At 64.0% G+C, this 13,222-nt stretch carries 10 protein-coding genes and 1 tRNA gene; 5 read left to right on the top strand and 6 right to left on the bottom strand.

The genetic code is table 11. The features are described from left to right. Window position 1 precedes the first annotated feature (1 nt). Complete coding sequence (locus tag J2R80_RS27210; protein WP_076825334.1) at window positions 2-1,213, top strand: MFS transporter; 1,212 nt, start codon at window positions 2-4, stop codon at window positions 1,211-1,213. A gap of 133 nt (window positions 1,214-1,346) precedes the next feature. Then, window positions 1,347-2,006 carry a glutathione S-transferase family protein gene (locus J2R80_RS27205; protein ID WP_076825333.1) on the top strand — a complete coding sequence of 220 codons (660 nt, stop codon included), beginning with the start codon at window positions 1,347-1,349 and terminating at the stop codon, window positions 2,004-2,006. Between the two features lie 65 nt (window positions 2,007-2,071). Here J2R80_RS27205 and lon read toward each other — a convergent pair whose 3' ends face one another. From lon to J2R80_RS27180, 5 genes are all read right to left on the bottom strand, one after another. After that, on the bottom strand, window positions 2,072-4,501 hold the full coding sequence (gene lon / locus J2R80_RS27200; RefSeq protein WP_028333951.1) for an endopeptidase La: 2,430 nt from the start codon (window positions 4,499-4,501) through the stop codon (window positions 2,072-2,074). A 322-nt stretch (window positions 4,502-4,823) separates the two neighbouring features. After that, a complete protein-coding gene (clpX, locus tag J2R80_RS27195) occupies window positions 4,824-6,098 on the bottom strand; it encodes an ATP-dependent Clp protease ATP-binding subunit ClpX (RefSeq protein WP_018271869.1) in 1,275 nt (424 codons plus the stop codon). Between the two features lie 442 nt (window positions 6,099-6,540). Continuing rightward, the gene (locus tag J2R80_RS27190; RefSeq protein ID WP_016847729.1) at window positions 6,541-7,176 is read right to left on the bottom strand and encodes an ATP-dependent Clp protease proteolytic subunit; all 636 of its coding nucleotides are present in this window, start codon (window positions 7,174-7,176) and stop codon (window positions 6,541-6,543) included. Window positions 7,177-7,416: 240 nt separating this feature from the next. Then, window positions 7,417-8,775, bottom strand: coding sequence for a trigger factor (tig, locus tag J2R80_RS27185; protein WP_076825332.1), 1,359 nt, complete (start codon window positions 8,773-8,775; stop codon window positions 7,417-7,419). A 164-nt stretch (window positions 8,776-8,939) separates the two neighbouring features. Further along, window positions 8,940-9,024, bottom strand: a tRNA-Leu gene (locus J2R80_RS27180). 136 nt (window positions 9,025-9,160) lie between these two features. Between J2R80_RS27180 and J2R80_RS27175 the strand changes: the two genes are divergently transcribed. The 3 genes from J2R80_RS27175 to J2R80_RS27165 all read left to right on the top strand — a co-directional run bounded on the left by J2R80_RS27175 (window position 9,161) and on the right by J2R80_RS27165 (window position 12,402). Further along, complete coding sequence (locus J2R80_RS27175; RefSeq protein WP_076825331.1) at window positions 9,161-10,510, top strand: multicopper oxidase domain-containing protein; 1,350 nt, start codon at window positions 9,161-9,163, stop codon at window positions 10,508-10,510. A gap of 18 nt (window positions 10,511-10,528) precedes the next feature. Further along, a complete protein-coding gene (locus J2R80_RS27170; RefSeq protein ID WP_076825330.1) occupies window positions 10,529-11,614 on the top strand; it encodes an enolase C-terminal domain-like protein in 1,086 nt (361 codons plus the stop codon). A 77-nt stretch (window positions 11,615-11,691) separates the two neighbouring features. Beyond that, window positions 11,692-12,402, top strand: a complete 711-nt coding sequence (locus J2R80_RS27165) for a hypothetical protein (RefSeq protein WP_057016449.1) — start codon at window positions 11,692-11,694, stop codon at window positions 12,400-12,402. A 33-nt stretch (window positions 12,403-12,435) separates the two neighbouring features. Here the strand turns inward: J2R80_RS27165 and J2R80_RS27160 are convergent, their stop codons facing one another. Then, window positions 12,436-13,212 (bottom strand): tetratricopeptide repeat protein, encoded by a 777-nt coding sequence (locus J2R80_RS27160; protein ID WP_076825409.1) that lies wholly within the window; start codon window positions 13,210-13,212, stop codon window positions 12,436-12,438. Between the last annotated feature and the right edge of the window lie 10 nt (window positions 13,213-13,222).

Here is a 13,222-nt window from a genome sequence, read left to right as displayed (position 1 = left end):
CATGAACATCGAAGTCGATCGCGAAGCCCTGCTCGACGCGGGCCCCTGGAAACGCAATTTGATCGTCTGCGTGTTCGGCTCCTTCACGACAATCGTGGGGATGACACTGCTGCTGCCGTTCCTGCCGCTCTATGTCGAGCAGCTCGGAGTGACCGATCATGCCGCGATCGTGCAATGGTCGGGCGTCGCCTATGGCGCAACCTTCTTCAGCGCGGCGCTGACGGCGCCGCTGTGGGGACGGCTCGCCGATCGCTACGGCCGCAAGCTGATGCTGATCCGCGCCAGCCTCGGCATGGCGATCGCGATGTCGCTGATCGGCATGGCGCACAACGTCTATGAGCTGGTCGGCCTGCGGCTGCTGACCGGCCTGCTCGGCGGCTACGCGTCGGGTTCGACCGTGCTGGTCGCGGCGCAGACGCCGAAAGCGCGGTCCGGCTGGGCGATCGGCGTGCTGTCGGCCGGCATCATGGCCGGCAGCCTGGTCGGTCCCTTGATCGGCGGCGTGCTGCCGGGCCTGATCGGCATCCGCGCGACATTCTTCCTGATCGGCGGCGTCATCTTCTTCACCTTCCTCGGCACGACCTTTTTGATCCGCGAGGAAGCACGCCCGAAGACCGCGAAAGGCGGCAAGGCGCGTGGCGGCTGGTCGCTGGTCCCGGACAAGCGCCCCGTCGTCGCGATGTGGGGAACCGGCCTGCTGCTGATGGCCGCCAACATGTCGATCGAGCCGATCATCACGGTCTATGTCGCGCAATTGGTCGAAGCACCGCAGGTGACGTTCGTCGCCGGCCTCGTGATGTCGGCGACGGCGTTCGGCAGCCTGCTGTCGTCCTCGCATCTCGGCAAGCTGGCCGATCGGGTCGGCCACTGGCGGATCATCACCATCTGCCTTGCTGTCTCCGCGCTGCTGTTGATCCCGCAGGCCTTCGTGGTCAGCGGCTGGCAGTTGATCCTGCTGCGCTTCCTGATGGGGCTCGCGCTCGGCGGCCTCCTGCCCTGCATCGCGAGCGTGATCCGGCACAACGTGCCCGATGCGGTCACCGGCAGCATGCTCGGCTATTCGATCTCGGCGCAATATGCCGGCCAGGTTATCGGCCCGCTCGGCGGCGGCTTCATCGGCGGCCATATAGGCATGCCCGCAGTGTTCCTCGGCACCAGCGTGCTGATGGCACTCGGCGCGATCGGCAATTTCGTCGTCGAGAGGAAAGACTAGTTCCGGCGCCGGCGTACCCACGTCGGCAACTCGATCGTTCCGTACCGCAACGACGAAAAAGCCCGTCGGGGTGTCGGAACGCGCGCCATTCGTTCGTCCTTTTGCCTGTGAAGCCAGCAAATGGAGATCCCCAATGGCCGACCTGACCCTGACCACCTTCGATTGGGTTCCGGAGATGCCGCGGGGATTTGTGCGCGACCTCCGGGTGCGCTGGGCACTGGAAGTGGCGCGCTTGCCGTATCGCGTCGTGAGCGTGCCATTTCGCGATCGGAGCGCCGAGCACTTCGCGCACCAGCCGTTCGGCCAGGTGCCGTGGCTGACCGACGGCGACATCTCGATCTTCGAGAGCGGCGCGATCCTGCTGCATCTCGGCGAGCGCAGCGACGCGCTGCTGCCGACCGATCCGCACCAACGCAACGAGGCTTTGAAATGGCTGTTCGCAGCGCTCAACTCGGTCGAGATGGCGAGCCTGCCCTGGTCGCTCCTGGTATTCTCGGGCGAGAGCGGCGGCACGTCGGCATGGACACGCTTCGACGGCTTCCTGCAATCCCGGCTCAGGCACATGGAGCCGGTGCTCGCGGGCCGCAAATGGCTGGCCGGGCCATTCTCCGTCGCCGACATTCTCATGGCGGATGTGCTGCGCCTGGTCGACCGCTTCGACGGACTGGCGGAATATCCCGCGTGTCGCGACTACGTTGCGCGCGCCACGGCCCGGCCGGCTTTCGCAAAAGCGCATGCCGATCAGATGGCGCACTTTGCCGCCGCGGACAGAGCCGCAGCCTTCCCGACCTGATCGCGAACAGCGAAAACAAAAACGGCGCCCGAAGGCGCCGTTTTCTTATGTCGATCTGAGCTCGCTCAGTGCGCCGTCAGGCCGCCGGACGCTTCATCGGAAGCATCGGGCTTGACGTCGACCTTGCTGGTCTCCTCTTCCCAGACGATCGGCGCGGGCACGCGGACCAGCGCCTTGGCGACGACCTCATCCAGCCGCGAGACCGGAATAATGTCCATGCCGCCCTTGATCGCATCGGAAATCTCCGTGAGATCCTTGGCGTTGTCCTCCGGGATCAGCACCGTCTTGATGCCGCCGCGGGCGGCGGCCAGGAGCTTCTCCTTCAGACCGCCGATCGGCAGCACGCGACCACGCAGCGTGATCTCGCCGGTCATCGCGACATCGTGGCGGACCGGAATGCCGGTCATGACCGAGATGATCGCGGTGGCCATCGCAACGCCGGCAGACGGACCGTCCTTCGGCGTCGCGCCCTCCGGCACGTGAACGTGGATGTCGCGGCGGTCGAACATCGGCGGTTCGATGCCGTAGACGATCGCACGCGAGCGGACGTAGGACGCCGCCGCCGAGATCGACTCCTTCATCACATCGCGCAGATTGCCCGTGACGGTCATCTTGCCCTTGCCGGGCATCATGACGCCTTCAATGGTGAGCAACTCGCCGCCGACATCGGTCCAGGCCAGACCGGTGACGATACCGACCTGATCCTCGTCGTCGATCTCGCCGAAGCGATACTTCGGAACGCCGAGGAACTCTTCGATGTTCGCCTCGGTGACCTTCACCGACTTCTTCTTGGAGATCATCAGCTCCTTCACCGCCTTGCGGGCGAGTGTGGAGAGCTCACGCTCCAGGTTACGCACGCCCGCTTCGCGGGTGTAGCGGCGGATCATCAAGAGCAAGGCCGCGTCGTCGATCGACCATTCCTTGGAGTCCAGACCGTGCTTGGAGAGCGCGCTCGGGATCAGATGCTTGCGCGCGATCTCGACCTTCTCGTTCTCCGTGTAGCCGGCGATCCGGATGATCTCCATGCGGTCCATCAGCGGGCCCGGAATATTCAGCGTATTCGCGGTCGTGATGAACATCACGTTGGACAGGTCGTAGTCGACCTCCAGGTAGTGGTCGTTGAAGGTCGAGTTCTGCTCGGGGTCCAAGACCTCAAGCAGCGCCGACGACGGATCGCCGCGGAAATCGGCGCCCATCTTGTCGATCTCGTCCAGCAGGAACAGCGGGTTCGAGGTCTTCGCCTTGCGCATCGACTGGATGATCTTGCCGGGCATCGAGCCGATATAGGTGCGGCGGTGACCGCGGATCTCGGCCTCGTCACGCACGCCGCCGAGCGACACGCGCACGAATTCGCGCCCCGTGGCCTTCGCGATCGACTTGCCGAGCGAGGTCTTGCCGACGCCGGGAGGCCCGACCAGGCACAGGATCGGTCCGGTCAGCTTGTTGGCGCGCGACTGCACCGCGAGATACTCGACGATACGGTCCTTGACCTTCTCGAGTCCGTAGTGATCGGAGTCCAGCACCGCCTGCGCGGCCTCGAGGTCCTTCTTGACCTTGGACTTCTTGCCCCACGGGATCGACAGCAGCCAATCCAGATAGTTGCGCACGACGGTCGCTTCCGCGGACATCGGCGACATCTGGCGCAGCTTCTTCAGCTCGTGCTGGGCCTTCTCGCGCGCTTCCTTGGACAGCTTGGTCTTGGAGATCTTCTCCTCCAGATCGGCCAGCTCGTCGCGACCTTCGTCGTCGCCGAGCTCCTTCTGGATCGCCTTCATCTGCTCGTTCAGGTAATACTCGCGCTGGGTCTTCTCCATCTGGCGCTTGACGCGCGAGCGGATGCGCTTCTCGACCTGCAACACCGAGATCTCGCTCTCCATCAGGCCCAGCACCTTCTCCAGGCGCTGCGTGACGGACAACGTCTCCAGGATCGCTTGCCGATCGGCAATCTTGACCGCGAGATGCGAGGCAACGGTATCGCCGAGCTTGGCGAAATCGGTGATCGCCTGAACCACGCCGACGACTTCGGCGGAGATCTTCTTGTTCAGCTTCACATAGCTTTCGAAGTCGGACACGACCGACCGCGCCAGCGCCTCGGCTTCGACCGAGTTGGCGTCAGTGTCGGCGAGCGCGACCGCGGTCGCCTCATAATATTCGCTGCGGTCGGAATACTTCTCGACGCGCGCGCGCTCGAGGCCCTCGACCAGCACCTTGACGGTGCCGTCGGGCAGTTTCAGGAGCTGCAGGACGCTGGCGAGCGTACCGGTCTCGTAAATTGAATCGGGTGCCGGATCGTCATCGGACGCGTTCTTCTGCGTCGCGAGCATGATCAGCGCGTCGTTCTTCATCACCTCTTCGAGCGCGCGGATCGATTTCTCGCGGCCGACGAAGAGCGGCACGATCATGTGCGGGAAGACGACGATGTCGCGGAGCGGCAGCACCGGATAGGAGTGGCTTTCGCCGTGGACGATCGTTGGCCGGGGTTTTGAGGTCGTCATGGCCTAATCCTTTTGTTGTGCCCCCTTGCACGCAGTCCGCCTGCTTGCGCAACCGCCACAAGGTGCCTTGGTGATGCGGAATGAGAATGCCGTCGGCAGCCGCTTATTCCGCATCGTGAAGCGACGAATCTCAACGGATGAGATCCCTCACCGATAGCATTAGGTGGCTATCAGGCGGGGGGGTGTCAAGTCTCAGAAGTGTCGGGAAATATAGGCTAAACAAGCATTTGCTGCTACGCCGTAAGGGCGCCGCTGCTGCGCCACGGCGGCCGCCGGAGCATCCGGCAGCCGTGCATTTTTGGCGGGTCGAGACGAGCGCCGTTTAGGCGCTCGCGCTGCTCTCGACGGCACGGTCGGAACGATCCGCGTAGATGTAGAGTGGACGCGCCGTTCCCTCGACGACCTCGCGCGAGATCACGACTTCCTCGACGCCTTCCAGGCCCGGGAGATCGAACATGGTTTCGAGCAGGATGCTCTCCAGGATCGACCGCAGGCCGCGCGCGCCGGTCTTGCGCTCGATCGCCTTGCGGGCGACCGCGCCAAGCGCCTCGTCGGCGAAGGTCAGCTCGATGTTCTCCATCTCGAACAGCCGCTGGTACTGCTTCACCAGCGCGTTCTTCGGATCGGTCAGGATCTTCTTCAGCGAGGTCTCGTCGAGGTCCTCCAGCGTCGCAACGACGGGCAGACGGCCGACGAATTCCGGGATCAGGCCGTACTTCAGCAGATCTTCCGGCTCGACGTGACGGAAGATCTCGCCGGTGCGGCGGTCCTCCGGCGCGAGCACCTGCGCCGCGAAGCCGATCGAGGTCGAGCGGCCGCGCGCGGAGATGATCTTCTCGAGGCCCGAGAACGCACCGCCGCAGATGAACAGGATATTGGTGGTATCTACCTGCAGGAACTCCTGCTGCGGATGCTTGCGGCCGCCCTGCGGCGGGACCGAGGCCACAGTGCCTTCCATGATCTTCAGCAGCGCCTGCTGGACGCCCTCGCCCGACACATCGCGGGTGATCGAGGGGTTGTCCGATTTGCGGCTGATCTTGTCGATTTCGTCGATATAGACGATGCCGCGCTGCGCACGCTCGACGTTGTAGTCGGCGGCCTGCAGCAGCTTCAGGATGATGTTCTCGACGTCCTCGCCGACATAGCCGGCTTCAGTCAGCGTCGTCGCGTCAGCCATGGTGAAGGGCACGTCGAGGATGCGGGCCAGCGTCTGCGCGAGCAGCGTCTTGCCCGAACCGGTCGGACCGATCAGCAGGATGTTCGACTTCGCCAGTTCGACGTCGTTGTGCTTGGTCTGATGGTTGAGCCGCTTGTAGTGGTTGTGGACGGCGACCGACAGCACCTTCTTGGCATGGCTCTGGCCGATCACGTAGTCGTCCAGGACCTTGCAGATTTCCTTCGGCGTCGGGATGCCGTCGCGCGACTTCACCAGCGAGGACTTGTTCTCCTCGCGAATGATGTCCATGCACAGTTCGACACACTCGTCGCAAATGAAGACAGTCGGTCCGGCAATCAGCTTGCGAACTTCATGCTGGCTCTTGCCGCAGAACGAGCAATATAGCGTGTTCTTGGCGTCGCTCGTGCCGACCTTACTCATTCATTATCTCCGTCCGCCGTTCGATCTTGTTTGCCAGATCGACCCAATCCGGCACACAACCGGGCTGTTGGGTAGATAGAGCAAATTCCGTACCAAAAAAGACCCTTACGCAATACTGACCGTGTGGATCACGGTTTATTCGAATCTCCGCGATCATAGCCGATGCATCACAGCCAACCATGCTGGCACCCGACTATCAAGAATTCGCTAATCGGATGGCCGGCCCAAGACCGTGACAATACCGTGATTTTCAACGATCGCACGTGGAATACGCGTCGAAATCCACGGAACGTTGCGGGATTACCACGTCGGTATATGAGCACGAAACCGGAACTTTCCGCTGTGCGCATGCACCCGCCCGCGGGTCCAGCACCCTGCTTTTGCCGGTTATGTGAGGCGTCAATGTGGAGATCACACCGACGCCTCGAGATGCCTGCCCAGATCAGGCCGCCTTCGCGGCGGCCGGATCGTCCGGACGCTTGTCGATGACCTTGTCGACGAGGCCGAACGCCTTGGCGTCCTCGGCGGTGAGGAACTTGTCGCGCTCCAGCGCGTCCTCGATCGCCTTGTAGGTCTGACCGGTATGCTTCACGTAGATTTCGTTGAGGCGCTTCTTGAGATTCAGGATCTCCTGCGCGTGCAGCATGATGTCGGTGGCCTGACCCTGGAAGCCGCCGGAGGGTTGGTGCACCATGATGCGGGAATTCGGCAGCGTGAAGCGCATGTCCTTCTCGCCCGCAGCCAGCAGCAGCGAGCCCATCGAGGCCGCCTGCCCGGTGCACAGCGTCGATACCGGCGGACGGATGAACTGCATCGTGTCGTAGATCGCAAGACCCGACGTCACCACGCCACCCGGCGAGTTGATGTACATCGAGATTTCCTTCTTCGGATTCTCGGCCTCGAGGAACAATAGCTGCGCGACGATCAGCGTCGACATGCCGTCTTCCACCGGACCGGTGACGAAGATGATGCGCTCTTTCAGCAGGCGCGAGAAAATGTCGTAGGCGCGTTCGCCGCGATTGGTCTGCTCGACGACCATCGGCACGAGGTTCATGTAGGTTTCAACGGGATCGCGCATGAAAGAACCCAAGGGTTAGGGGTGATGCAGAACTTTGCTCAAGACTACTTGGCTCAAGACTACTGCCTCAAGGCTTAACCCAGATATGGGCCAATTTCCGGCCGACAAGGCCGTCAACTCGCCGCACTAGCCACCTGGGCAGGTCGCAGACCTTCAAGCTGATTCGCGTCTTCGCGCCTAGCGACGGGACCCGTCGCGAGGCGCGCTTTCGCGGTTCATCATTAACGCGAGGTGCCGAAATTAAGCGGCAGTTTTCTCGGCGTCTTCATCCTTGAACAGCTCCTCTTTGGTGACCTTCTTCTCGGTCACGTTGGCGAGCTCCAGGACGAAGTCGACAACCTTGTCCTCGTAAATCGGGGCGCGGAGCTGGGCCAACGCCTGGGCGTTGCTGCGGTAGTAGTCCCAGACTTCCTTCTCGCGGCCGGGCATCTGGCGCGCGCGCTCGATCACGGCGCGCGACACCTCGTCGTCGGTCACGGTAATCTTGTTCTTCTCGCCGATCTCCGACAGCACGAGGCCGAGGCGGACGCGGCGGTCGGCGATCTTGTGGTACTCCTCCTTTGCCGCTTCCTCGGTGGTGTTCTCGTCGGCGAAGGTCTTGCCGGACGAGTCCATCTCGGCCTTGATCGAGTTCCACATCAGATTGAACTCTTCGGTGACAAGCGACGGCGGCGCCTCGAATTTGTGGCTCTCGTCGAGCCGGTCGAGCAGCGCGCGCTTGACCTTCTGGCGGGTGGCGCCGGCGAACTCGGCCGTCAGACGCTCGCGGGCGGCTTCCTTCAGCTTGTCGAGCGACTCCAGACCAAGCGTCTTGGCGAACTCGTCGTCGATCGTGGTCTCACCGGGCGCCTCGATCAGCGTCGCGGTGGTCTCGAACTCGGCCGGCTGGCCGGCGAGCTTCTCGTTCAGATAGTTCTTCGGGAACGAGACCTTCAGCGTGCGAGTCTCATTGGTGCCGATGCCGATCAGCTGCTCCTCGAAGCCCGGGATGAACTGGCCGGCGCCGATCACGACCTGGATGCCCTCGCCGGTGCCGCCCTCGAAGGCTTCACCGTTGATGGTGCCCTTGAAGCTGATGGTGACGCGGTCGCCCTTCTCCGCCCCGCCCTCGGTCTTGGCATTGTACGGGCGGCTGCCTTCCGCGATCCGCTTGATGGCATCGTCGACATCGGCGTCGGAGACGTCGACCACCGGCTTCTCGACCGAGAACGACTTGAAATCGGCGAGCTGGATCGGCGGCACGACCTCGATCGCGACGGTGTAGGTCAGGTCGGTCTTGCCCGACAGCAATTCCTCGATCTGGTCCTTCTCGGTCGGCATCGTGATCTTCGGCTCGCCGGCGAGACGGAAGCCGCGATCCTCGAAGATCTGCCGGTTGGTGTCGCTGATGGTCTGGTCGATGGTCTCGGCCATCACCGAGCGGCCGTAGATCTTCTTGAGATGCGCCACCGGCACCTTGCCGGGACGGAAGCCGTTGAGACGGACCTTGTCCTTGAGGTCGACCAGCTTGGCGTCCGCCTTGGCATCGAGATCGGATGCCGGGACGCTGATCTTGAATTCGTGCTTCAATCCCTCGTTGAGGGTCTCGGTGACCTGCATGGTATCAATCTTCTTCCGCTTTTGCCGCGGCCCGAGCGGCCGTGGCAGTGTTCAATCTGTTCGACGATGGGCCTTGCGGCCTAACGTCTGTGGGTTCGGCGAACCCTCACCCCATCGGGGCCAAAGGTTCTCCAAGAATTCGTCATGCAAACGCTGTAAGCGCTTGGTGCGGGCGGAGGGACTCGAACCCCCACAACTTTCGTCACTGGAACCTAAATCCAGCGCGTCTACCAGTTCCGCCACGCCCGCGCGAAAAGCATCCCAGTCCGGCCGCGATGCCGCGGGCGGCCGGGCTTATAACATGCGCCCACCGGTTCGCAGCAAAAAAATGGCCGCTGTTGAGCCCGCCCTGCGACCGATCGCGACTGGACAGGTACTCTTGAAAATGGTCCGCATCGGCCGGATGGCAAGTCCTCCCGCAAGTCCCGAATTTTCCCTCACCCGGCGCGATCTGATCGCCGCCCTCGGCGCCGCGGCGCTTTGCCCCGCTCTGCCGGCCACCGTCGCGGCGCAGGGCCGGATCGCGGTCGCGCTCCAGGCCAAACCTGACCGCATCTCGCTTCGTCCGGACGGACCGGGTCCTGGCGGACCGGAGATACCGGTCTGGTCGCTCGGCAGCGGCGACCTCCGCTTCAAGCGCGGCGAGGTCCTCGACGTGACCTTTGGCAATGAACTGCCGGTCGCGGCCGCGCTGGATTGCCGCGGGCTCGACGGCGTCGCGGCGGCGGAGCCACTGGCCTCCCGGGCGCGGCTTGCCGCCGGGGCAAAGGATAGCTTCCAGCTGCCGCTTCGGCATGCCGGCACCTTCCTGTGCGAGCCGCTGATCGGCGATGGCAGCACGGCGCCGGCACGGCCGCGGCCGCTGATCGTGACCGGCACCTCGCCGGTTGCGGTCGATCGCGACGAGGTCTTGCTGATCGAGGAGTGGCGCCTGCGACCGGACGGAAGCGCAATCCCGGCCGGCAATGATCCAAAAGATTCGACGCAAATTCATACGATTAACGGCAAAACCTCATACGACATCTCGGCACCGGCCAATGCCCGCCTCAGACTCCGCTTCATCAATGGCAGCCAACGCAGCGTGCTGGCGATCAAGCTGGAGAACCTCGATGTCCGTGTGATGGCCATCGACGGCCAGCCGGCCGAACCGTTTCCGGCCCGCAACGGTGCGCTGGTACTGGCTCCCGGCGGCCGCACCGATGTGTTCGTCGACGCGGCCGGACCGGCCGGAACCAGCTTTCCGATCCTGCTGCACGACGGCACGCAGGCCCGCCCGGTCGGCAAGCTGGCCATCTCGAACGACCCGCCGCTCCGGCCGGCGCCGTTCCCGCCGGCTCCGCCGCTGCCCGGCAACGACATGCCCGCCCAGCTCGATCTCAAGAGCGCCGCAAGGTTCGAGCTAACCCTCGGCACGCCGACCGAATGGTTCCGCACGGCGGACTTCAAGCCATCGGCCGCGCCGGCCTTTCAGGCCAAAGCCGGCCGGCCGGTGGTGCTGGCGCTGACCAACCGCGGCCCGATCGCCAGCGTCTTTCATCTGCACGGCCATCACTTCCGTCTGCTCGACCGGCTCGACGACGGCTGGAAGCCGTTCTGGCTCGACACGCTCGCGATCGAGCCAGGCCAGACCCAGCGCATCGCCTTCCTCGCCGAATATCCGGGCCGCTATCTGATCGAGCAGGTCGCGACCGACTGGGCCGCGCCGCGGCTCGTCCGATGGTACAGTGTCCAATAACAAGAAGAGGAAACGTCCATGAGCCAGACAGTTGCAGCGATCCGCGCAGTCAAGGCGCGAAGCGTCGTGGTGCCGCTCAAGCGCCCTGTGAAGAACGCCTTCGGCGTGATCGATTCCGGCCCGCTGGTTCTGATCGATGTCGAGACTGACCAAGGCGTTACCGGCCGCACCTACATCTTCGCCTACAGCGAGCTCACGCTTAAACCTCTTGCCTATCTGATCGAGGAGATCGGCCGCGAGCTCATCGGCAAGCCGGTCGCGCCGTTCGACCTGATCAAGGCAATGGACGCCAAGTTTCGGCTGCTCGGCTGGCAGGGCCTGGTCGGCATGGCGGTATCCGGACTCGACATGGCCTATTGGGATGTGCTCGGCCAGCTCGCCGGCCGGCCGCTGGTCGAACTGCTTGGCGGCTCGGCGAAGCCGATCAAGGCCTATGACAGCTACGGCGTGGTCGATCCCGTCGCCGATGAGCGCGCGCTGCGCTGCTCGCTCGACCAGGGTTTTCGCGGTATAAAAATCAAAGGCGGCGACGGTGATGCCGCCAATGACGAGCGCGTCGTGAAGGGCGTGCGCGCCCTGCTCGGCCCCGACATCGCGTTGATGATCGACTTCAACCAGTCGCTCGATCCGGCGGAGGCGACCCGCCGCATCGCCCGCCTTGCGCCCTACGATTTGCACTGGATCGAGGAGCCGGTGCCGCAGGAGAGCCTGTCCGGCCACGCAAAAGTCCGCGAGACCTCGCCGACGCCGATCCAGGCCGGCGAGAACTGGTGGTTTCCGCGCGGCTTTGCCGAAGCGATCGCGGCCGGCGCATCCGACTTCATCATGCCCGACGTGATGAAGGTCGGCGGCGTCACCGGCTGGATGCAAGTCGCGGGACAAGCCGACGCCGCCTCGATCCCGATGTCGAGCCATTTGTTCGCGGAAGTCAGCGCGCATCTGCTCGCGGTGACGCCGACCGCGCACTGGCTCGAGTTCCTCGACTTCGCCGGCGCGATCCTCACAAGGCCCGCCGAAATCGTCGACGGCGCGGTGACCGCCAAGGGTCCCGGGCTCGGCATCGAATGGAACGAGCCGGCGGTCGCGAAGTATCTCGTCAGCTAGCGGCGATCCTGGCCGGTGAGCGCACGCTTCACCTTTGCGACGCATTCATGTAGGTCGATCCGAAATCGGAGCGCCCAATGTCGACCAATAGCAAGCTGACGCTCAAATTCCGTTGCCCGACGGAGCTTGACGGACTGATACCGGCCCCCATACCGGCGGCGCAGGGCGTTCCCGACTGGCTCAGGGCGATGCCGGCAACGGCCTTCTCCTCGATCAACCTGCACGACGAGGACACCATCAAGCGCTGCCCGCCGTTCGTGGATGCGATGACCTGCGGGTTCTTGCTGCCGCTGGTTTGCGATCTCAAGGTCGAGGACGGCGAAATCACCTGGGACCAGGACCTGCCGCCGGGAGGCACGCCGGAATTCCCACGCTCACCGATCGGCTTCCACGACCCGGGTCAGGTCACCGGCACTCCGCTGTTTGAAGAGGGCCGCTTCTTTCTCAAATTCCACAATTTGTGGACCGTCGAAGCCCCGGAAGGCTACGCGATCTACTTCACCCATCCCGTCAACCGCTTCGATCTGCCATTCACCACACTCAGCGGCCTGGTCAATTCCGACCTCTATGCCGACAATTGGGTGCACTTTCCGGCGTACTGGCACGACAGGAATTTCAGAGGCGTCCTCCCCAAGGGGACTCCGATCGCGCAATGTATTCCCGTCAAGCGAGACGACTGGACCGCGCAGGCATCGCCGTTCACCGCGGAAGACGCCAAGCGGGTCGGCGAACTCCGCACCGAGCTCAGACGGCAGCCGAACCTCTACCGGAGAAACTTCAGGGCGTAAGGCATGGCGGAATGCCGTCCGCCGCGGGCAATCTCAGTCCCCGCCGAGGAACTTCGCAGCGGCGCTCTGGGAGAAGAAGAAGCGGCCATGAGATCCCGAGGCCATGACGAATGCCGCGCGTCCAAACAGCTGGGGCTGACCGCGCATCACCGAGCGCAGCGCTGCCTCGGCAGCATCGCGCTCCCCCTGCTCGAAAAGGCAGGTGGCGAGGTGGGCGCGGGTTGAGCGATCATCCGGGTATTGCGCGAGCACGCCGCGGAACGCATCCGCGGCTGCGGCGTAGTCGCCACGGAGGATCAGGACCCGCCCGAGCTGGTTGAGAATGTCGGGGCGTCCCGGCGCAGCATCACGTGCCGCCGTCAGGACGCTTGCAGCCCGCGCGACGTCATTGGTCTCCTGCAACAGGCGCCCGAGAGCGAGCTTCAGGTCGACGCTCTCAGGGGCCAGCGCGAGACCGGCCTCGATCGTGCTGATCGCTTCGTCGTGTTGACCGGCCTTGGCAAGCTGCCCGGCGAGTTCCTGAAAGGACGGAAAATATGGCGGGCGGCGTGCCGCCGTGCGCCGAAGCTGTGCGATGCCGCCGGCGACGCGGCCCGCGCCGCACATCAGCGCGCCGAGCAAAGTCTCGACCTCTCCATCGTCGGTGCGACGCGCAACCCGCTCGAGCGTTGCGATCGCCTCGCCGCCCCGGTTCTGCCCCATCAGGGCATGCGCCAGAAGAAGCGCGGCGTGTCTGTCCGTGCGGTTTGATTTCAGGAGGTTCGTCGCAATCTGCTCGGCCTGAGCAAACTGCTGCGCCCGCAACGCCAAGGCGCCTTGT

The organism is Bradyrhizobium sp. USDA 4541 (genome assembly GCF_024171085.1).
Classification (GTDB): Bacteria; Pseudomonadota; Alphaproteobacteria; order Rhizobiales; family Xanthobacteraceae; genus Bradyrhizobium; species Bradyrhizobium australafricanum.
This window is presented reverse-complemented; position numbering and strand designations above follow the sequence as displayed.

What these genes read in the sequence shown, in the direction of transcription:
- J2R80_RS27210 (WP_076825334.1), top strand. Translation starts at nt 2, where the DNA reads ATGAACATCGAAGTCGATCGCGAAGCCCTGCTCGACGCGGGCCCCTGG.
- J2R80_RS27205 (WP_076825333.1), top strand. Translation starts at nt 1,347, where the DNA reads ATGGCCGACCTGACCCTGACCACCTTCGATTGGGTTCCGGAGATGCCG.
- lon (WP_028333951.1), bottom strand. Translation starts at nt 4,501, where the DNA reads ATGACGACCTCAAAACCCCGGCCAACGATCGTCCACGGCGAAAGCCAC.
- clpX (WP_018271869.1), bottom strand. Translation starts at nt 6,098, where the DNA reads ATGAGTAAGGTCGGCACGAGCGACGCCAAGAACACGCTATATTGCTCG.
- J2R80_RS27190 (WP_016847729.1), bottom strand. Translation starts at nt 7,176, where the DNA reads ATGCGCGATCCCGTTGAAACCTACATGAACCTCGTGCCGATGGTCGTC.
- tig (WP_076825332.1), bottom strand. Translation starts at nt 8,775, where the DNA reads ATGCAGGTCACCGAGACCCTCAACGAGGGATTGAAGCACGAATTCAAG.
- J2R80_RS27175 (WP_076825331.1), top strand. Translation starts at nt 9,161, where the DNA reads ATGGTCCGCATCGGCCGGATGGCAAGTCCTCCCGCAAGTCCCGAATTT.
- J2R80_RS27170 (WP_076825330.1), top strand. Translation starts at nt 10,529, where the DNA reads ATGAGCCAGACAGTTGCAGCGATCCGCGCAGTCAAGGCGCGAAGCGTC.
- J2R80_RS27165 (WP_057016449.1), top strand. Translation starts at nt 11,692, where the DNA reads ATGTCGACCAATAGCAAGCTGACGCTCAAATTCCGTTGCCCGACGGAG.